This is a genomic window from Rhizobium sp. Leaf384, from assembly GCF_001424065.1.
Classification (GTDB): Bacteria; Pseudomonadota; Alphaproteobacteria; order Rhizobiales; family Rhizobiaceae; genus Ferranicluibacter.
Map to the genome: position 1 here is coordinate 983,093 of NZ_LMQE01000001.1, position 18,692 is coordinate 1,001,784.

At 65.6% G+C, this 18,692-nt stretch carries 16 protein-coding genes and 1 tRNA gene; 8 read left to right on the forward strand and 9 right to left on the reverse strand.

Annotated features, from left to right (window positions below; genetic code table 11):
• The first annotated feature begins 5 nt into the window (after positions 1 to 5).
• The 3 genes from ASG25_RS04550 (at position 6) to ASG25_RS04560 (ending at position 3,201) form a co-directional block, all read left to right on the forward strand.
• Positions 6 to 743 (forward strand): 16S rRNA (uracil(1498)-N(3))-methyltransferase, encoded by a 738-nt coding sequence (locus tag ASG25_RS04550; RefSeq protein WP_062469800.1) that lies wholly within the window; start codon positions 6 to 8, stop codon positions 741 to 743.
• A 145-nt stretch (positions 744 to 888) separates the two neighbouring features.
• Positions 889 to 2,262 (forward strand): glutamate--cysteine ligase, encoded by a 1,374-nt coding sequence (locus ASG25_RS04555; RefSeq protein ID WP_062469803.1) that lies wholly within the window; start codon positions 889 to 891, stop codon positions 2,260 to 2,262.
• A gap of 117 nt (positions 2,263 to 2,379) precedes the next feature.
• Positions 2,380 to 3,201 carry a DUF937 domain-containing protein gene (locus ASG25_RS04560; RefSeq protein WP_062469806.1) on the forward strand — a complete coding sequence of 274 codons (822 nt, stop codon included), beginning with the start codon at positions 2,380 to 2,382 and terminating at the stop codon, positions 3,199 to 3,201.
• 218 nt (positions 3,202 to 3,419) lie between these two features.
• Here ASG25_RS04560 and ASG25_RS04565 read toward each other — a convergent pair whose 3' ends face one another.
• Positions 3,420 to 3,710: a DUF1127 domain-containing protein gene (locus tag ASG25_RS04565; protein ID WP_062469810.1), complete on the reverse strand. Its 291-nt coding sequence runs from the start codon at positions 3,708 to 3,710 to the stop codon at positions 3,420 to 3,422.
• A 195-nt stretch (positions 3,711 to 3,905) separates the two neighbouring features.
• On the opposite strand from ASG25_RS04565, the gene ASG25_RS04570 reads away from it, so the two are divergent.
• Positions 3,906 to 4,856, forward strand: a complete 951-nt coding sequence (locus ASG25_RS04570; protein ID WP_062469814.1) for a LysR substrate-binding domain-containing protein — start codon at positions 3,906 to 3,908, stop codon at positions 4,854 to 4,856.
• A gap of 64 nt (positions 4,857 to 4,920) precedes the next feature.
• Here the strand turns inward: ASG25_RS04570 and katA are convergent, their stop codons facing one another.
• A complete protein-coding gene (gene katA / locus ASG25_RS04575; protein ID WP_062469817.1) occupies positions 4,921 to 6,417 on the reverse strand; it encodes a catalase KatA in 1,497 nt (498 codons plus the stop codon).
• A 333-nt stretch (positions 6,418 to 6,750) separates the two neighbouring features.
• Between katA and ASG25_RS04580 the strand changes: the two genes are divergently transcribed.
• Positions 6,751 to 7,689 carry a hydrogen peroxide-inducible genes activator gene (locus ASG25_RS04580; protein WP_062469820.1) on the forward strand — a complete coding sequence of 313 codons (939 nt, stop codon included), beginning with the start codon at positions 6,751 to 6,753 and terminating at the stop codon, positions 7,687 to 7,689.
• Here the strand turns inward: ASG25_RS04580 and ASG25_RS04585 are convergent.
• The 3 genes from ASG25_RS04585 to guaB all read right to left on the reverse strand — a co-directional run bounded on the left by ASG25_RS04585 (position 7,664) and on the right by guaB (position 10,524).
• Complete coding sequence (locus tag ASG25_RS04585) at positions 7,664 to 8,443, reverse strand: 3-hydroxybutyrate dehydrogenase (RefSeq protein ID WP_062469823.1); 780 nt, start codon at positions 8,441 to 8,443, stop codon at positions 7,664 to 7,666. The two genes, ASG25_RS04580 and ASG25_RS04585, sit on opposite strands and share 26 nt — an antisense overlap.
• A 100-nt stretch (positions 8,444 to 8,543) precedes the next feature.
• Positions 8,544 to 8,954, reverse strand: coding sequence for an MAPEG family protein (locus ASG25_RS04590; RefSeq protein ID WP_062469826.1), 411 nt, complete (start codon positions 8,952 to 8,954; stop codon positions 8,544 to 8,546).
• 73 nt (positions 8,955 to 9,027) lie between these two features.
• On the reverse strand, positions 9,028 to 10,524 hold the full coding sequence (guaB, locus tag ASG25_RS04595) for an IMP dehydrogenase (RefSeq protein WP_062469829.1): 1,497 nt from the start codon (positions 10,522 to 10,524) through the stop codon (positions 9,028 to 9,030).
• A 405-nt stretch (positions 10,525 to 10,929) separates the two neighbouring features.
• On the opposite strand from guaB, the gene ASG25_RS22990 reads away from it, so the two are divergent.
• Entirely contained in the window at positions 10,930 to 11,238 is a 309-nt protein-coding gene (locus ASG25_RS22990) for an ATPase inhibitor subunit zeta (RefSeq protein ID WP_062469832.1), read from the forward strand.
• Between the two features lie 71 nt (positions 11,239 to 11,309).
• Here ASG25_RS22990 and ASG25_RS04605 read toward each other — a convergent pair whose 3' ends face one another.
• Complete coding sequence (locus tag ASG25_RS04605; RefSeq protein WP_062469835.1) at positions 11,310 to 12,311, reverse strand: MBL fold metallo-hydrolase; 1,002 nt, start codon at positions 12,309 to 12,311, stop codon at positions 11,310 to 11,312.
• A 450-nt stretch (positions 12,312 to 12,761) separates the two neighbouring features.
• Between ASG25_RS04605 and ASG25_RS04610 the strand changes: the two genes are divergently transcribed.
• Positions 12,762 to 14,186, forward strand: coding sequence for a DHA2 family efflux MFS transporter permease subunit (locus ASG25_RS04610; protein WP_062469838.1), 1,425 nt, complete (start codon positions 12,762 to 12,764; stop codon positions 14,184 to 14,186).
• Between the two features lie 305 nt (positions 14,187 to 14,491).
• Here ASG25_RS04610 and ASG25_RS04615 read toward each other — a convergent pair whose 3' ends face one another.
• From ASG25_RS04615 to ASG25_RS04625, 3 genes are read right to left on the reverse strand one after another with little or no spacing between them, the layout of a single operon-like run.
• On the reverse strand, positions 14,492 to 14,872 hold the full coding sequence (locus ASG25_RS04615; RefSeq protein WP_062469841.1) for a VOC family protein: 381 nt from the start codon (positions 14,870 to 14,872) through the stop codon (positions 14,492 to 14,494).
• A gap of 3 nt (positions 14,873 to 14,875) precedes the next feature.
• A complete protein-coding gene (locus tag ASG25_RS04620) occupies positions 14,876 to 15,658 on the reverse strand; it encodes an RlmE family RNA methyltransferase (RefSeq protein ID WP_062469844.1) in 783 nt (260 codons plus the stop codon).
• Positions 15,655 to 17,208 (reverse strand): Ppx/GppA phosphatase family protein, encoded by a 1,554-nt coding sequence (locus ASG25_RS04625; RefSeq protein ID WP_062472175.1) that lies wholly within the window; start codon positions 17,206 to 17,208, stop codon positions 15,655 to 15,657. Before ASG25_RS04625 ends, ASG25_RS04620 begins: the two co-directional genes overlap by 4 nt.
• A gap of 1,264 nt (positions 17,209 to 18,472) precedes the next feature.
• On the opposite strand from ASG25_RS04625, the gene ASG25_RS04630 reads away from it, so the two are divergent.
• A tRNA-Gln gene (locus ASG25_RS04630) sits at positions 18,473 to 18,546 on the forward strand.
• The last annotated feature ends 146 nt before the right edge of the window (positions 18,547 to 18,692 follow it).

Sequence of the window (18,692 nt, forward strand, 5' to 3'; positions counted from 1 at the left end):
GTGTCATGAGAGCCAATTTTCGCATGCAGCGTCTGTTCGTAGAGCCGGATCTCGCCTCCGGCATCGCGGTGGAAACGACGAAGGACCAGTTCAATTACCTCGCCAACGTCCTGCGCATGGAGGAAGGCCGCGACCTCCTCGTCTTCAACGGGCGCGACGGGGAATGGCGGGCGGAGATCGCCATGCCGACCCGCAAGCGCGTGGCGCTGATCCCCAGGGAGCAGACCCGGCCGCAGTCTCCCCTGCCCGACCTCCACTACCTCTTTGCCCCGCTGAAGGTGGGCAGGCTCGATTATCTCGTCCAGAAAGCGGTGGAGATGGGCGCAGGGCTGCTGCAGCCGGTGATGACGCAGCACGTGCAGGGGCGCATCACCAGCCTTGAGCGGCTGCAGGCGAATGCCGTCGAAGCCGCCGAGCAATGCGGCGTGCTGGCGATTCCCGAGGTTCGGGAGCCGACGCGGCTGGACGCGCTCCTCGACACCTGGCCGACCGACCGGCGCATTCTCTTCTGCGACGAGGGCGATGCCGGCGACAATCCGCTGCCTGTCCTGCGCGGACTGTCGGACGCCCGCTATGCGCTGCTCGTCGGTCCCGAGGGCGGTTTTTCGGATGCGGAGCGGAGCCGGCTGCGCGGGCTCGACTTCGTGACGGCCATCCCGCTCGGGCCGCGCATCCTGCGGGCCGACACGGCCGCCGTCGCCGCCATGGCGATCATCCAGGCGACGCTCGGCGACTGGCGCTGAAAGGCCACAGCGCCGATGAAATTTTGGAACATAGGTTGAAATATTTTTGCTTGCACCGCATCTCAAAGCGGTTCAATCAGCCTGACATTAGCTGATCTCATGCCCTGCTGGACGGCCGGGTTTCTCCGTTTTCGAGACGATGCCCATGGCCCGCGATACCACCGACCAGACACCGGTGACCTCCGTTTCCGAGTTGACCGAATATCTGGCGGGCGGCAACAAGCCGAAAGAGGCCTTCCGCATCGGCACCGAGCACGAAAAGTTCGTGTTCTACACGGCCGACAACAGTCCCGTTCCCTATGCGGGCGACGCCGGAATCCTGAAACTCCTGGAAGGCATGCAGCAGAAGACCGGCTGGGATCCGATCATCGATGCCGGCCATCTGATCGGTCTCGTCGAACCGCAGGGTCGCGGCGCGATTTCCCTGGAGCCGGGCGGACAGTTCGAGCTGTCGGGTGCGCCGGTCGAGACGCTGCACGAGACCTGCAAGGAATCCAACACGCATCTGGCCGTGCTGCGCGAGATTGCCGAGCCGCTCGGCATCCGTTTCCTCGGCATCGGCGGCAGCCCGAAATGGACGCTTGCCGAAACCCCGCGCATGCCGAAGTCGCGTTACGACATCATGACCCGCTACATGCCGAAGGTCGGCACCCAGGGTCTCGACATGATGTACCGGACCTGCACGATCCAGGTGAACCTCGACTTCTCCTCGGAAGCCGACATGGCCGCGAAGATGCAGGTTTCGCTGAAGCTGCAGCCGCTGGCGACCGCGCTCTTTGCAAGCTCGCCCTTTACGGAGGGCAAGCCGAACGGGCTGCAGTCCTGGCGCGGCGAGATCTGGCGGGATACCGACAACCAGCGCGCCGGCGTGCTGCCCGCGGCTCTCAGCGGGACCTTCCGCTTCGAGGACTATGTCGCGTGGGCGCTGGATGCACCGATGTATTTCGTCGTGCGCGACGGGCGCTACCACGACTGCACGCACATGACCTTCCGCCAGTTCATGGGCGGCGCCCTGAAGGGCGAACTGGCCTACTGGGAGCCCAACATGGGCGACTGGACCAACCATCTCTCGACCCTGTTTCCCGATGTGCGGCTGAAGCGCTTTCTCGAAATGCGCGGCGCGGACGGCGGTCCGTGGCGGCGGATCTGTGCCCTTCCGGCCTTCTGGGTCGGCCTGCTCTATGACGACGCCGCCTTGGCGGGCGCTGCCGAACTGGTGAAGGACTGGACCTACGAGGACGTCATCGCGCTGCGCGACACGGTCCCGGCGCAGGGACTGGGCGCCACGGTGCGGGGCCGCAGGCTGAGCGACGTCGCCCGCGACGTTCTGGCGATCTCGCGCGCCGGGCTGAAGGCGCGCAACCGGCTGAACGGCGACGGCGTGGACGAAGCGCATTTCCTCAGCCCACTCGACGAGGTCGTGGCGCGCGGCACCACGCTGGCCGAGGACATGCTGGCGCTCTACAACGGTCGCTGGAACGGCTCCGTCGAGCCGGTCTTCAAGGATTATGCCTACTGAGCGCCTCTGCGCGCGCAGGTTCGGGATCGCCGGGAAGGCGGTTCAAAAAGCGATATGCCAACGTCTTTTTCCCGTTATAGTGCAGCCTGACGTGCTGTCTGCAACAAGGATGAGACGATGATCCCCCTATTCGACATGATGATGCAGGCACAGAACGGCCGCGCCATGGATGTGATGGCGCAGCAGTTCGGGCTCGCGCAGGAGCAGATGGCCAAGGCGACCGCCGCCCTCATGCCGGCGTTTTCGGCCGGTCTGAAGACCAATGCGGCCAACCCCTATGATTTCGGCACCTTCCTCGCAGCAATGAGCAGCGGCGGTTACGCCAAGTATTTCGAAGACATGACCAAGGCCTTCACCCCGCAGGGGCTGGCCGACGGACAGGCGGCGCTCGGACAGATCTTCGGATCGCGCGATATGTCGGGTGCGGTGGCGGCCCAGGCCGCGCAGCTGACGGGGATCGGGCAGGACATCTACCGGCAGATGCTGCCGGTGGTGGCCAGCGCCATCATGGGCGGCCTGTTCAAGCAGGCGACAGGCCAGATGAACGCGTCCCCGTCGTTGGCGCAAAATCCGTTCGGCCCGGCGATGCAGAGCTGGCTGGAGGCCGTCGGCCTTGCCCGCAAGAAGGAGCCGCCGACCATGCCGAACCCTTTCGACAATCCGTTCACGCAGACCATGCAGGCCTTCTTCACGCCGCCGAAATCGCCGGAAAAGCCGCCATCGGCCCCGGACATGTTTGCTGGCAACCCTTTCATGAAGGCCTTCCAGGACATGATGACCATGGGCTCGCCGCAGACCAAGCCGGCGGACGCCCCGCCCGCGCCGAAGGCTCCCTTCGTCGACATGTTCAACACCATGTTCGACAGCGGCATCGAGGCGCAGAAGGAATATCAGAAGGCGATCGACGGGCTTTTTGCGCAGTTTCAGTCCAAGGCCTGAGACGTTGCGCCGGCACGACGCGTCCGAACGCATAAAAAAGCCCGGCGCCGAACGGATCGGAGCGCCGGGCAAGCGGCAGGGTCGTTGGCTGTAACCCTGCGGGGAACGCGGATGATGCGAGCGGTCGCACCATCCGGGCGTCGCATGCCCGGGGAAGAGCATGGAGCGCCAAAGGGGTCGGACGGTCTGCGGTTTTCGTCGTCAGTCCGTCTTCGGCATCAGAGGCCGCGGGCATCCCGATAGTAGCGACCGGTACGCTCGCGCGCGGCCCGTGTCAGATGCCGGCTCGGATCCTCGAAGAAGGCCGACGTGGCGGCGGTGCGGAGATCGTGCCGGGTGAGACCGATATCGGCCAACCGATAGTCGTCGAGATCCTGGAGATGGCCGATGGCACGGCGATTCTTGAAGAGGCGCCAGACCGACACGAGACCCCGCTTGAGCGCGGACAGGCGCAGAGCGGCCGGCTCGCCGGCAAGGGTGATATCGAAAGCGGTCTCTTGCGTGCGCATGGGCTCAGCTCCTGAAAGGCACGGGTCGGCTATCCGGCGTCCGAGAGTGGACGCGGATGGGGTGGAGGTTTCCGAAGCATTGGCGCAGCGGGTCTTGGGAGGACGTTGTTTACGAGGGTACAGTCGCAAATCGATATTGATCAGTCCAACGAATGTTTCTAATGGTATTGATCAAACAATCTTATAGGCGCACCCATGGCCTCCCCTCTCGACCTCGACCAGCTTCAGACGTTCGTTGCCATTGCCGATACGGGCAGCTTTACCCGGGCGGCCGAACGGGTGTTCAAGACGCAGTCGGCCGTCTCCATGCAGATGCGGCGGCTGGAGGAGCGGATCGGCAAGGCGCTGTTTGCCAAGGACGGCCGGGGAAACCGGCTGACGACCGAAGGCGAGAAGCTGTTGAACTATGCGCGGCGCATGATTCGGCTGAACAACGAGGCCGTTGCCGCCTTCGACGACAACCGGCTGGAAGGAACGTTGCGCATCGGCACGCCCGACGACTATGCCGACCGCTACATGCCGGAGATCATCGTCCGCTTTGCCAAGACCCATCCGAACGTCGAGCTGTTCATCGTGTGCGAGCCCTCGGTGGACCTGGCGGAGAAGATGGCCCGCGGCGAGCTGGACATCGCGCTCGTCACGCATAATCCGCGGACGCGCGCGTCGGATGTCGTCCGGACGGAACCGCTCTGCTGGGTCAGTTCGGTCAACCACCCCCTGCCGGAGAACGCCCCGGTGCCGCTCGCGGTCGGCAAGCGCGATTGCCAGTGGCGGCAGGCGGCCTGCTCCGCGCTGGATGCGACGGGCAAGGAATACAACATCCTTTTCACGAGCTGGTCCTCGACCGTCGTCGCAGCCGCCGTGCTCGCGGGCATGGCGGTTTCCGTCCTGCCGGAATCCGCCCTGCGCAGCGGCATGAAGGTGCTGACCCAGGCGGACGGCTTTCCCGCCCTCGCCCCGGTCCAGATCGGCATCATGAAGCGGCCGGGCCTGTCCCCGTCGCTTTCCACGGCGATCAGCAATCACATCACCGCCTGCCTCGACAACATCACGCCCCAGGTGGCCGGCGACGACCTGGACGGTGACCTGAAGGGTCTCTCGCGCCTTCCGCGGCAGCGACAGGGCCACCTGCTGTCCGGCTGGTAGCAGTCACGAAAAAACCGGAAGCGTTTCCGCTCCCGGTTTCCTTATCCCAAAACCTTGACGCCGATTATTCGGCGGCGGCGGGCTGGTCGGCGCTGATCGTGTCGGCCTGGTAGCCGTGCGCCTTGTTGAGCGCGGCGCGCACGCCGGCTTCGTAGTCCGGGTGGACCTGCTTGAAGTGACCAAGCTGGCGCTCGACGATGTAGCCGGGAACGCCGCCCATCGCGGCTGCGATGTTGGAGTAGAGGCGCGCCTTCTGGTCGGCATCGAACAGGTTGAACAGGGCCGTCACCTGGACATAGTCGTTGTTGCCGTCGCGGTGGTTGAAGCGGGCCATGTCGCCATCGATCCGCAGCGGCGGCTCGAGGGCTGCAGGCTGCTCGACCGGGCCGTTGAACGAGTTGGGCTCGTAATAGGCATCCGGATTGCCCGTGCGAATGCCGCCGAACGTGTTCATCTGGCCATCGCGATGATAGTGATGGACCGGGTTCTTCGGCTGGTTGACCGGGATGTGCTCATAATGCGTGCCGAGACGATGACGATGGGCATCGGCATAGGAGAACACGCGGGCCTGCAGCATCTTGTCCGGCGAGAAGCCGATGCCGGGAACGATGTTGGACGGCGAGAACGCGGCGTTCTCGACTTCCGCAAAGTAGTTTTCCGGGTTGCGGTTCAGCTCCATCGTGCCGATCTCGATCGGCGGATATTCGCTGTGCGGCCAGACCTTCGTCAGGTCGAACGGATTGTACGAGGTCTTCTCGGCATCCAGTTCCGGCATGATCTGCACCTGGACGGTCCAGCGCGGATAGTTGCCTTCCTCGATCGAGCCGAACAGCGCCTCCTGGTAGGATTCGCGCGTCTTGCCGATGACCTGCTCGGATTCCTCGTTCGTGTAGAACTTGTGGCCGTGCTGGGTCTTGAAGTGGAACTTCACCCAGTAACGCTCGCCGGCATCGTTCCAGAACGAGAAGGTGTGCGAGCCGTAGCCGTTCATGTGCAACGGCGACGTCGGACAGCCGCGGTCGGACATCAGGATGGTGACCTGGTGCAGGCTTTCCGGCGAGAGCGACCAGAAGTCCCACATGGCCGTCGCCGAACGCAGGTTCGTCTTCGGATGGCGCTTCTGGGTGTGGATGAAGTCCGGGAACTTGTACGGGTCGCGGACGAAGAACACCGGCGTGTTGTTGCCGACCAGATCCCAGTTGCCTTCGGAGGTGTAGAACTTCAGCGCGAAGCCGCGCACGTCGCGCTCGGCATCGGCTGCACCCTGCTCACCGGCAACGGTGGAGAAGCGGGCGAGCATCGGCGTTTCCGCACCCGGCTGCAGAACGGCGGCCTTGGTGTACTTGGAGATGTCGCCGGTGATCTTCAGCGTGCCATAGGCACCCCAGCCCTTGGCGTGCACGGCGCGTTCCGGAATGCGCTCGCGGTTCTGATGGGCCAGCTTCTCGATCAGCTGGTAGTCCTGCAGCATGATGCCGCCCTTGGGGCCGGCCGTCAGCGAATTCTGGTTGTCCGGCACGGGTGCGCCGGCCGTTGTCGTCATTGTCGGGCGATCAGTCATTTCGTCCTCCTGTCTGGACATGTCGGGTCCGGTCGTGCCGATCCCGCTCGTTCATCGCCAAGCGCCGCAAAGCGCTCCGGCACGATCGGCGCGCAGGCCTCTCATCGAGAGCCTGCCCACCCCGTTTCGCTTGAAAAACCCTCGGCAGACCGCTCGGGATGCTCGGAGGCAATCCCGCGGTGTCTGTTGCCCGTCCGGCTTCAAGCTGTATCCTCGTCCTCCATCATGCCGAAAATGCGACATGTCCGAAAACCAAGGCTGCCCCCTTTCTCGCACTCTCCATCGATAATTTCCAATTGTATTTCTTGTGATGTTCGATAGGAAATTCCGATCATGCTCACCATTCGACAGATGCGCTACTTCGATGCCCTCGCCACCACGCGCCATTTCGGCCGGGCGGCGGAGCTGGTCAATGTCAGCCAACCCGCCCTCTCCGCGCAGATCGCCGAAATGGAAAAGGATCTCGGTGCTGCCCTGTTCGAGCGCAACCGGGCCGGGGCGCTCCTCACGCGGCAGGGCGAGGCGTTGCTGCCGGAGGTGCGCACGATCCTGCAGTCGGTCGATGCGCTTTACGACCGGGCCCGTCAGGTCACCGGCATTCTCGAGGGCCGGCTGCGGCTCGGGGTGATACCGACCGTCGCGCCCTACCTGGTTCCCGTGCTCATTCCCATGCTGCGTGCGCGGTTTCCCAAGCTCGAGATCGAGCTCCGCGAGCTTCTCACCTCGGGCTGCGTCGAGGATGTGAAGGCGGGTCGGCTCGACTGCGCGATCGTCGCGCTGCCGCAGGGCGAGGAGACGCTGGACGTTCTCCCGCTGTTTAAGGACCGTTTTCTCATCGCGATGGCCGAGGACGAGAGCACGCTTCTGATGTCGCCGATGACGGAAGCGCAGGTGGATGTCGACCGGCTGCTGCTGCTCGAGGAAGGTCACTGCCTGCGCGATCAGGCGCTTGCCGTCTGCGGCGCCTCGGCCGGACGGCGCGTGGCCAATTACGGCGCGACCTCCATGGCGACGCTGTTGCAGATGGTGAGCCACGGCATGGGCATCACGCTCATCCCGGAAATTGCGGTCAAGGAAGAGCGCGGGCGCAGCCGCATGCGCATCGTGCCCTTTGCCGAGCCGCAGCCCTCGCGGCAGATCGGACTCGTCTGGCGGGCACGGTCGCGCCGGACGGCCGATCACCAGGCGCTCGCCGAGGTCGTCATCGACGCCTCGGCAAAGCTGCTCGGCGAGACCGCAGGGGTCGCTACCGCATCGCCCAACCGTGGCTGACCATCAGCGACTGGCCGGTCAGGGCATTGGTCTCGAAGCCGGCCAGGAAGAGTGCGACATTCGCCACGTCCTCGATGGTGGTGAATTCCGTGTCCACGGTGCCGCCCAGCATGACGCGCTTGACCACCTCGTCTTCCGAAATGCCCAGCGCCTTCGCCTGTTCGGGGATCTGCTTCTCCACGAGCGGCGTCTTTACGAAGCCGGGGCAGATGACGTTGGACCGCACGCCATGCGGACCGCCTTCCTTGGCCGCCACGCGGGCGAGACCAAGAAGACCGTGCTTGGCCGTGACGTAGGCAGATTTAAGCGGCGAGGCTTCATGGGAATGCACCGAGCCCATGTAGATCAGCGCGCCGCCACCCTGGCGCTTCATGTGCGGCATGCAGGCCTTGGTGGTCAGGAACGCGCCGTCGAGGTGGATCGACAGCATCTTCTTCCAGTCCGCGAAGGGGAAATCCTCGATCCTGTGGACGATCTGGACACCGGCATTGGAAACGAGGACATCGACGCGACCCCATTTTTCGACCACGGCGGCCACGCCGTCATTGACCGCCTCTTCGGAGGTGACGTCCATCGCAAGGCCGATGGCCTGGCCGGGCCCTTTGGCGAGGTCCGCAGCGGCCCCTTCCGACGCTTCGAGCGAGAGATCGGCGATCGCGACGCGCGCGCCCTCGGCGGCATAGCGCACGGCAATGGCGCGGCCGATGCCGCTTGCAGCCCCGGTGACGATGCAGACCTTGTCTTTCAGTTTCATGAAGCGCTCCCTTGATGTCCGGTCGTGGCGGCGACCATCGCGACGATAGCGGCTTCGCGCACGCGGTAAAGTCGGCGGACGGCGGAATCTCGCCTTGCGGTCAGAGAATATGGACTGCGAGCAGCAGCCAGAGCAGCGCATTGAGAAGGAAACCGGCAACGAACAGCCTGTGGCGCAGCATCAGCCGGTTGGAGGTCAGATGCACGAACGCATGACCATAGCGGGAGAGAACGAACAGCCAGGCGGCGGACACGGTCAGGAAGGACACGCCGTTGGTCACGGCGAGCAGCGTGCAGACGACGTAGAAGAGGACCGGAAGCTCGAACTGGTTGGTCAGGTTGCGGGCAACCGTCGCGCTCGCGTCCGGCTCGACCGAGGGCACGAGAAAATCCTGCGCCCGGGCCTTCCCCTGCCGGACAGCGCCGAAGCGCCGTTGTCCCATCACGCCGTAGACGATGTAGACGAGCAGGACCTGTGCGATCACGGGCCAGAGGATGGCGGTTTGCGTCATGGGTCCTCGCTCGAGAAACAAGAGCCGCACGGGTGGCGTGCGGCTCCTGTTCGATGTCCGTTACGATCCGCGCTCATGCGCCGGGGTAGTTGGGGCTTTCGCGGGTGATCGTCACGTCGTGGGCATGGCTTTCGCGAAGGCCGGCACCCGAGATGCGCACGAAGGTGGCCCGGTCCTGAAAATCCTTCAGCGTCTTGCCGCCGACATAACCCATGGAGGCCTTCAGACCGCCGGCCAGCTGGTGGAGCACGCCCGAGACCGGGCCCTTGTAGGGCACCTGGCCCTCGATGCCCTCCGGCACGAGCTTCAGCGTGTCGCGCACCTCGGCCTGGAAATAGCGGTCTGCCGAGCCCCGGGCCATGGCGCCGACCGATCCCATACCGCGATAGGCCTTGAAGGAACGGCCCTGGTGCAGGAACACCTCGCCCGGGCTTTCGTCGGTACCGGCCAGGAGCGAGCCGATCATGACGGCGGACGCACCGGCCGCAATCGCCTTGGCAAGGTCGCCCGAGAACTTGATGCCGCCATCGGCGATGACGGGGATATCCGCGGCACGCGCCGCCTCGACGGCCGACATGATGGCGGCCAGCTGCGGCACGCCGACGCCGGCAACGATGCGCGTCGTGCAGATGGAGCCCGGACCGATGCCGACCTTGACGGCGTCGGCGCCCGCGTCGATCAGCGCCCGCGTGCCGTCGGACGTCGCGACGTTGCCGGCCATGATGCGGACCGAGTTCGACATGGTCTTGACGCGGGTGACGGCGTCGAGCACCCGCTGGGAATGACCATGCGCCGTGTCGATGACGATCAGGTCGATGCCGGCGTCGATCAGGCGTTCGGCGCGCTCGATGCCGTCGTCGCCGACCGAAATGGCGGCCGCGGCGCGCAGGCGACCCTGCGCATCCTTGGAGGCATTGGGGTTGAGCTGCGACTTCTCGATGTCCTTGACCGTGATCAGGCCGACGCAGCGGCCGTCGGCATCCACCACCAGCAGCTTCTCGATGCGGTGCGTGTGCAGCAGGCGCTTGGCCTCCTGCTGGTCGACGTTTTCCTTCACCGTGATGAGGTTCTCGCGCGTCATCAGCTCATAGATGCGCTGGCTGGGGTCGGAGGCAAAGCGGACGTCGCGGTTGGTGACAATGCCGACAAGGCGGCCGGGCGTCTTGCCGTTGCCGGCATTCTCGACCACCGGGATACCCGAGATGCCGTAGGTCTTCATGAGGCCGAGCGCGTCGGCGAGCGTTGCCTCCGGGCCGATCGTCACGGGATTGACGACCATGCCGCTCTCGAACTTCTTGACCTGGCGGACCTGCTCGGCCTGCTCGACCGGAGAGAGATTGCGATGGATGACGCCGATGCCGCCGGCCTGGGCCATGGCGATGGCAAGACGGCCTTCCGTGACCGTATCCATGGCCGAAGACAGGATCGGCAGGTTGAGTTCGATATCCTGGGCGATACGGGTGGCGATGTTCGTCTGGCCCGGCATGACCTCGGAGTGACCAGGCTGCAGGAGGACGTCGTCGAAGGTCAGAGCCTCCAGACCGGTAGCCGTTTCGATGATGCGCGCCATGGGCCAATTCCTTTAAAAATGTGCAAGACGCCCGGACGGACGGGGTTCCGGCGGGAGCGTCGCCTGCCGGGCATTCTGGGAGGGAATGACGGCAAGTGTTTCATGGAAGTTGGCGAGGGCACGTAACACGGATGTGACGGGATGGGAACAGAAAAAGCCGGCCGGCCGCAGCCGTCCCCTGCAAGTAAGTCCCCTCCAAGCGTAGCCCCCTGCAAGTGCGCCCTGCGGCAAGCGCCGGCCCCCTTGCGCGTGTGGACGAAGTCTCGCGGGCGCGCATTTTCAGTTTTTATTAGGCGTGCCTTTTTGACGGGCATTAAGCGCTGTCCGGTAGAACCATCCCCAACGCGGTGCCCGGAAAGGCAACCGGCGGAACACACAGACAGGAAGAGACGAGGAACCGAAACCATGACGCCCCTGCGCAAGATCGCCCAAGCCGAGGAAACGCGCTTCGTCCGCGGAGAGGAACTGACATTCCGTGCGGAAGCGCGGCGAAATGCCCTGATTGGCCTGTGGGCCGCGGCCATGCTCGACAGTCCGGATCGCGAAACCTATGCGCGCGACATCATGGCGGTCGGCGTCGAACATCCGAACGGCGTTATGGACCGGCTGAATGCCGATTTCGACGCCGCCGGGGTCATCTTCCTGGAAGACGACATTCGCGAGCGCATGGCGGCAATGCTGCGCTCGCTCAAGGACGAAATGTCCGCAGGCTGACGGTTGCGGCGTCATCCGACACCGGCAAGGCTGCCAACCTGCCCTTCCTGCCCTTCCTGCCCTTTCTGCCCTCAGAGGTAGAGCTGGTAGGACGCCGGGACAAAGCGGTAGCCTGCCTCCTGCTTCTCGACATAGCCGACAGCCGGAAAGGGCATGTGGTAGCCGATGAAGGGCAGCCGCTCGGCGGCGACCATGTCGAACACCTTGCGGCGCGATGCTGCGGCCTTTTCCTTGTCCATGTCGAACTTCACCTGCCAGTCGGGCTGCTGCAGCGACAGGACATAGTGGTTGGCGGTATCGGCCGTGAGCATCAGATCCTTGCCCTGCGAGGACACGCGGAACACCATATGCCCGGGTGAATGGCCAAAGGCCGCCATGGCGGTGATACCGGAAACGACATCGGCACCGTCCCCGATCAGCGTTGCCTTCTCGACCAGCGGCACGACATTCGTCAGCACGGCCTTGTGTCCACCCTCGGCGGGCGTTCCCACGCGGGCCGGATCCTTCCAGAAGGCAAGCTCCGTCTCGCCCATGACGTAGCGGGCATTGGGAAAGGCCGGCTTGCCGCCTTCCATCAGACCATTGATGTGATCGCCGTGCATGTGCGTGAGAACCACGAGCGTGATGCTCTCCGGCGGATAGCCCGCGGCCCGCAGCCCCTCAAGCAGATAGCCGGTTCCGGCCGGACGGCCCGCCTCGCCGTTGCCCGTATCGAACAGCACCACCTCCGACCCCGTGTCGACGACGACGGGCGAGAAGCCGTTGGCAAACCGGTCGGTCGGCAGGAAGTTCTTTTGCAAAAGCGCCGCCACGGCTTCCGGGGGCTGGTCGGTCCCGAAGGTCTCGTTCGGCTTGTCGGCAACGCGCAGGCCATCGCTGACAATGGTCACGATGAAATCGCCAAGCTTGACGGTCGCGCTCTTGCCGCCGGTCGAGGCCGTGGGCGTTTCCTTGCCCGCCGACCCTGCGGCACCTTGCGCAAAGGCGGCGCGCTTCAGGATGAAGGGTGCTGCGAGCGCGCCAAGAGCGGTGGCTGCAAAAAGGGTGCGTCTGCCGAGAGAAAATCCGTGCATCAATCGTTTCCTTTGTGTTTGAACCCAATAGCGAGGCGAACCCAAGGCCGAGCGAAGCCGATGGCGAGGTGAACCCAAGGCCGAGGCGAAGCCGTGCTGCGCAAACCCATGGCTGGCGCCCATCGGCCTGAGGCTGTCGAGACGGCATGCCGTTCCCGTGACGCGGATCGGACACGGGGTGCGCCACCCTCCCCGTCACGACGCGCAAGGTCCGCGAGAGGCTCTGAGGTAGAGCGAGGCGGACAGCTTGACAGCGCGGCCGCCCATTCTTCACAGGAAATTGACCATGGCGTGAGACGGGACACGGGACTTTCGGCGCAGCGTGTCTATGTCCCTTCCAGAAATCCTCCCCGACCGCATGCCCTGCGCACGGGCATCCACATCTCAACCAAGGTAATCATCCCGGATCCTGCCGGGAGCCGAAAGGCCGTCGCAAAGGTTTGCCTTCGCATGAACCGCATCGTTCCCCTGATCCTTGCCGTCGCGCTCTTCATGGAGCAGATGGATTCCACCGTCATCGCGACCTCCCTGCCGGCGATCGCCCGCGACCTCGGCGTCGGCCCGATCACGCTCAAGCTGGCGCTGACCTCCTATATGGTGTCGCTCGCCATCTTCATTCCGTTGAGCGGCTGGATGGCCGACCGGTTCGGCGCGAAACGCATCTTCCGCTCGGCAATCCTCGTCTTCATCGCCGGCTCCGTGCTTTGCGCCATTTCCGGAGATCTGGTCTCCTTCGTCGGCGCCCGCTTCCTTCAGGGAATGGGCGGCGCCATGATGACGCCCGTCGCGCGGCTGGTGCTGGTGCGCAGCACCCAGCGCAGCGAGCTCGTGAGCGCCATGGCGCTGCTGAGCATTCCCGCGCTCGTCGGACCCCTGGCAGGCCCTCCGCTCGGCGGTTTCATCACCACCTACTTCTCCTGGCACTGGATCTTCATCATCAACGTGCCCGTCGGAATTCTCGGCTATATCCTCTCCGGCGTCTATCTGCCGGAGGTCATCAGCGACCGGCCGCCACCGATCGACATCACCGGCTTCTTTCTCAGCGCCATTGCCGCCTCCGGCACCATGTTCGGCCTGTCCGTCATGAGCCTGCCTGCCCTGCCGCCGATCATCGGTGCGGTTGCAGCCGTTGTCGGGATCCTTTGCGGCATCCTCTATGTCCGCCATGCCCGGCACCATCCGGCGCCGCTGCTCGATCTCAACCTGTTCAAGGACAGCGCCTTCCGCGCCGCTGCCGTCGGCGGCACGCTGTTCCGCATCTCGATCGGCGCCATTCCCTTTCTCATGCCGCTGATGCTGCAGGTCGGATTCGGGCTTTCGCCCTTCCAGTCAGGCATGATCACCTTTGTCGGCGCCATCGGCGCGCTCACGACGAAATTCTTCGCCAAGCGGGTGCTGATCCGCGCCGGCTTCCGCACGACGCTCATCATCGCAGCGCTGATCGCGACGGTTCTCACCTTCGTCAACGGGCTCTTCACACCGGCAACGCCCTATCTCGTGATGTGCCTCGTGCTGCTTGTGGCCGGGCTTGCCCGCTCGTTCTTCTTCACCAGCATCAACGCCCTGTCGTTTGCCGACATTCCCGACGCGATGGCCAGCAAGGCGACGGCGATGAGCGCCGTGCTGCAGCAGATGAGCCTGGCGATGGGCGTGGCGGTGGCCGGCGCCATTCTGGAGGTGGAAAACCGCTGGACCGGCACGCAGCTGGAACTTGCCGACTTCCAGCTCGCCTTCATGCTGATCTCCGCGATCACCCTCGTCTCCGTCATCCCCTTCCTCGGCATGGCGAAGAATGCCGGTGCCGCCGTCTCGGGACACGGCGCCGCGTCCCGCGAGAAAGGTGAGGCGCAACTGGAGCAGCTGGCCGGAAAGTGATGTGACGGAGTGCTCGCGCAGGAAACGGACACGAGCGCCTTTGCAGGGACAGACACCCGTCGTCTTCGGCATTCCGGGCGTGACACAGATATCCCGCAGCTTGAGTCCTCGGGGAGAGCCCCGCCCTGACCCGAAAGACGTCGGCGCGTCCGATTTCGGGCCAAGCCCGGGAGCACGGCGTTTGGCGGGCGGACCTTTCGGGACATTCAGCCTCGATTGTGTCCGTCCCCTTGTTTACTTCGGGAAACACCGAGCCTCCGACCCCGATATCGACATGGGGCGTCAACAGGCGCCGCCGCAACGGATCATGCGCGTTCGCAGACGGCTGCAATCTTGTTGCCATCGGGGTCGCGCAAGAAGGCTGCGTAGAACGCGGCATGAAACGGCCGAAGGCCGGGTGCGCCTTCGCAAGTCCCTCCAAACCGAAGGCCCTCCGCGTGAAACGCGTCTACGGCGGCGCGGTTGGCAGCCTCCAGTGCGATCGTCACGCCGTTTCCGACGGTCGCAGGCCGCCCGTCATGGGGTGCGACGACCCAGACGCGGCAGCGGCTGTCATCGGGATGTCCATAGCCGATCTCCGAGCCGCTCTCCTGCCGGCGTACGAGGCCAAGCGGCGCCAGTGCGGCATCGTAGAACGTGCCTGCGCGCGCCGGGTCGTTCGTGCCGACAGTGACGTACAGCAGCACGGCTCAGTCCTCGTCGTGCTCGCCCACATCCTCGCGCGCGTCGCGGAAATCCTCGCCTTCCGCCCGCAGGTCGGGATGGTCGGAAATGCCCTCGCGACGGCCCTTGAAGTCCTTGGCCAGCAGGAACATCTCGACCGATTCGGCCCGCGACGAGGCCGGCTTGATGTGGAGAACCTGACGGAAATTCTGCTTCAGCAGATTGAGAAGCTCGCGCTCCGTTCCGCCCTGGAACGTCTTGGCGAGGAAATGGCCGCCGGGTCCGAGAACGTCGATCGCGAAATGGGCCGCGACCTCGCAGAGATGCATGGTGCGGATATGGTCCGTCTGGCGGTGGCCCGTGGTGGGGGCCGCCATGTCGGACAGCACGAGATCCGGCGTGCCGCCGAGCGCATCCATCAGGGCGTCGGGAGCCGAGGGGTCGAGGAAGTCGAGCTTGAGGATGACGACACCGGGCAGCGGATCGACATCGAGAAAATCGATCGCCACGACCCGCGGGTCGGTGTCCGTCGAGCTCGTGACCTTGGCGGCGATCTGCGACCAGCTGCCGGGGGCGGCGCCCAGATCGATGATGCGCCGAGCGCCGGAGAGGATCTTGTGCTTCTCGTCGATCTCCAGAAGCTTGAAGGCCGCACGGGCGCGATAGCCTTCCAGCTGGGCGCGCTGCACATAGGGATCGTTGATATGGCGCTCGATCCAGCGTCGCGAGGACGCCTTCAGCTTGCCCTTCTTCACCTTCTGTCCGAGCTTGCGACCGGTCCGATTTCCACCGATGGGAGGCTTTGTCATACGTTTCGGCCCTCCTCGGAGCCGGTTTGCGGGCCGGTTCGCGACGGGCGGCGGCCGCGGCCGCGACGCCAGACGCCGTCATCGGCCATCATATCGGTCAAAAGTCCTTCGCGCAGCCCACGATCGGCAACCCGCATGCGGGTCGACGGCCAGCGTCGGCGGATCGCCTCCAGGATGGCGCAGCCGGCAAGAACGAGATCCGCCCGATCCGGCCCGATGCAGGGATTGGCCGCCCGCGCGGCAAAATCCCAGGACAGCAGCCGCGCCTGCATCGCAGACACCTCGTCATCGGACAGCCAGAGGCCATCCACCCGGCGGCGATCGTAGCGTGGCAGGTCCAGATGCACGCCGGCGAGCGTCGTGACGGTACCCGAGGTGCCGATGAGATGGAAATCCTCCGCCGCGTGAACCGCCTCGACATCGGGGCAATCGAAGCGATCAAGCATGCCGGAGACTTCGCGGATCATGCCCTCGAAGCTTTCCGGCGTGACGTCGCGGCCGCCATGGCGCTCCGACAGGGTGACGACGCCGACCGGCAGCGAGGTCCAGTGGGTAATGTGGTTGGCAAGCCGGCTCGACCGGGTGTCGCCGATGCGCAGCACGGCAATTTCCGACGAACCGCCGCCGATGTCGAACAGCACGACGGAGCGCGCCTCGCGCCCGACCAGCGACGCGCAGCCGGACACCGCAAGCCGCGCCTCGGTTTCCCGGTCGATGATCTCAAGTTCAAGGCCGGTTTCCGCGGACACGCGCTCCATGAAGACCACGCCGTTTTCGGCGGCGCGGGCGGCTTCGGTCGCGATCAGCCGGCTGCGCCGGATGTTGCGATGCCCGAGTTTCGCAGCGCAGATCTTCAGCGCCTCGACCGAACGGTTCATCGCATCCTCGGACAGGCGGCCGGTGGCCGCAAGGCCCTCGCCAAGCCGGACGATGCGCGAAAAGCCATCCACGACCCGGAACTGCCCTGGCCGCGTCGGCTGCGCGATCAGAAGCCGGCAGTTGTTGGTGCCGAGATCGAGCGCCGCATAGAGCGGCATCGGCGCCATATCGTCGCCCTCGAAGGCATCCACGCGTCGGCCGGCGCCCGAGCTGCCCGGGCCGCCAGTGCCACTGGCCAGGCTGCGCGCGCCGTAACCCGCCTGCGCACCGGCTTCACGCCCCTGCGGCAGATCCGCGGACGACCCCGCAGGGCCGGGCTTTCCAGACGCATGCCCCCTCAATGCATCCGTGCGGGCGCTGCCCTGCTCGAAACGCTGGTGTCCGGAATGGCCGCTTTGCGGCGAGGCCGCCCGCCCAGGGGTGCCCCCCAGGCTGTCGGCCGAAACGCCCGATGGCGCCCCCGCGGATGAGGAAGAAGCAGCGCCGCCATGCCCGCCGGCGCCACGCCCCGGCCGCTGGGCCGGTGTACGTCCACCGTTCGTCGGCCGCGCATCCGCCGGCCTGGCCGCGGCCGCACCCGGTACCCCTGCTGTCCTTGCTGGCCCTCCCCCGGCTGCGCCTGGGCTCGCTGTCGCTGCGCCCGGCAACTTCGCGACCGGCGTTGCTTGCATGCCCGATCCTGCGCGATCGCGCCCGGACCGCAGCACATCCGTGCCCTGGAGCGGACGTGCCTGCGCCGTGCGGCGATGACGGTGCCTGTGATGTCGGTGACCCTTGCCGGCACGGTCGCCCTGCGCTTCCGGCCCACGCCCCTGCTGGTCGGCGGCCTGGCTCTGGCCCATCTTCCGCCCGGCGCTATCGCCATCCCGTCCTGAGGCTTCCGACCGGCCATCGCCGCGATCTTGGCGCTGGTCGGGGCGCTGGTCGTGGCGCTGGTCAGGGCGATCATCAGGGCGGCCCGTGCCGCTCCCGGCCATCGCACCGGCAGTCTCGCTGCCCGTCCGGCCGGAGGACCCGCGTGCAGCCGCCGTGCCCGGCGCGCCGTTGCAGGCGCCGGGCTCCGAGCCCTCCTCGCGAGACGCGCCGCCTTTATCAAAACCCGCGTCGTTGAAAACCGGACCGGTCGGGCCACGGCTCTGCGAACCCGCAGATCCCCTCGTGGATCCCTCGCCGTTGCGGCTCCTCGTGTCCCGCGCGGTCGTATCCCGTCCTGTGCTATCCCGCCTCGGGGCGTCGCGACCCGCGTCGCTCGGGGAGAGGGACGCCGCGATGTCGCCATCCGGCGCAATGCCGGACCCAGTGCCGGAACCAGTGCCAGCCACGCGGGTCGGCTGTCCGCGGCCCGGTTGATGATCAAGAGATCCCGACGGCAGACGGCCGCCCGTTGCGACGGCCGGGCCCTGACGCGTACCCGCGCCGGCGGACTTCGTCCGACGCCGCCGCTTGCGTTTGCGCACGGGTTCGCCGTCCGGAAGTCCCGGACCGGAGGGACCGCCTCCGGAGACGGAGGGGTTTTGGGAGCTGGCATATGCGGCGCCGTTGCGCGCCGCCTTACGACGCCTGCGCTTGGCTTTGCCGGACCCGGGGCTCGCATGTCCCGGGTTTCCTGCCGCTGCCGACGCCCCGCTCTCGACCGGCGTATCGCCGTGCTCGGGGTCTTTCACTGATCTTACCACCGCGTCGCGCGAAGCCTTGTCGGTCGCTCAAGACGCTCTCTCGATTTTCGTTGTCCCGACTCTACCAGTGCGCCCGCCTTTCGCCAACTGCTTTTTCCCGAGCGCCGCCCCGCCTTCCCGAACCCGCCCTCCGGGACAGCCCCGCACCGGCCGTTTCAACAGGGAAAATCCGGCCCCGCAAAGTTTTTCAAAAACCCCCTTTGCATCCCCCCGTCTTTTGTCTATAAGCCCGGCACACCGACGGGCACAGCCCGCGCGTTGGGGAATAGGTTAACGGTAGACCCACGGACTCTGACTCCGTTAGTCCTGGTTCGAATCCAGGTTCCCCAGCCAGCTCTCTCGATTTTCCCTGAATTCCTTGTCTTTTGGGCCTTTTTGGATCCCGTTCTGGCATTAACTGCGACCTGATGCCCAGAACTGATGCCCAAAGGTGGTGTCCATTGCTTCGCGCGAGGGCAACACTGAGGGCCGTTCAAAGG

Bases quoted from the DNA above. Each gene is read 5' to 3' on its own strand.
- ASG25_RS04580 (WP_062469820.1), top strand. From the start codon at position 6,751: ATGCTCACCATTCGACAGATGCGCTACTTCGATGCCCTCGCCACCACG.
- ASG25_RS04585 (WP_062469823.1), bottom strand. From the start codon at position 8,443: ATGAAACTGAAAGACAAGGTCTGCATCGTCACCGGGGCTGCAAGCGGC.
- ASG25_RS04565 (WP_062469810.1), bottom strand. From the start codon at position 3,710: ATGCGCACGCAAGAGACCGCTTTCGATATCACCCTTGCCGGCGAGCCG.
- ASG25_RS04610 (WP_062469838.1), top strand. From the start codon at position 12,762: ATGAACCGCATCGTTCCCCTGATCCTTGCCGTCGCGCTCTTCATGGAG.
- ASG25_RS22990 (WP_062469832.1), top strand. From the start codon at position 10,930: ATGACGCCCCTGCGCAAGATCGCCCAAGCCGAGGAAACGCGCTTCGTC.
- ASG25_RS04620 (WP_062469844.1), bottom strand. From the start codon at position 15,658: ATGACAAAGCCTCCCATCGGTGGAAATCGGACCGGTCGCAAGCTCGGA.
- ASG25_RS04570 (WP_062469814.1), top strand. From the start codon at position 3,906: ATGGCCTCCCCTCTCGACCTCGACCAGCTTCAGACGTTCGTTGCCATT.
- ASG25_RS04625 (WP_062472175.1), bottom strand. From the start codon at position 17,208: ATGCAAGCAACGCCGGTCGCGAAGTTGCCGGGCGCAGCGACAGCGAGC.
- ASG25_RS04550 (WP_062469800.1), top strand. From the start codon at position 6: ATGAGAGCCAATTTTCGCATGCAGCGTCTGTTCGTAGAGCCGGATCTC.
- katA (WP_062469817.1), bottom strand. From the start codon at position 6,417: ATGACTGATCGCCCGACAATGACGACAACGGCCGGCGCACCCGTGCCG.
- ASG25_RS04590 (WP_062469826.1), bottom strand. From the start codon at position 8,954: ATGACGCAAACCGCCATCCTCTGGCCCGTGATCGCACAGGTCCTGCTC.
- ASG25_RS04555 (WP_062469803.1), top strand. From the start codon at position 889: ATGGCCCGCGATACCACCGACCAGACACCGGTGACCTCCGTTTCCGAG.
- ASG25_RS04605 (WP_062469835.1), bottom strand. From the start codon at position 12,311: ATGCACGGATTTTCTCTCGGCAGACGCACCCTTTTTGCAGCCACCGCT.
- ASG25_RS04560 (WP_062469806.1), top strand. From the start codon at position 2,380: ATGATCCCCCTATTCGACATGATGATGCAGGCACAGAACGGCCGCGCC.
- guaB (WP_062469829.1), bottom strand. From the start codon at position 10,524: ATGGCGCGCATCATCGAAACGGCTACCGGTCTGGAGGCTCTGACCTTC.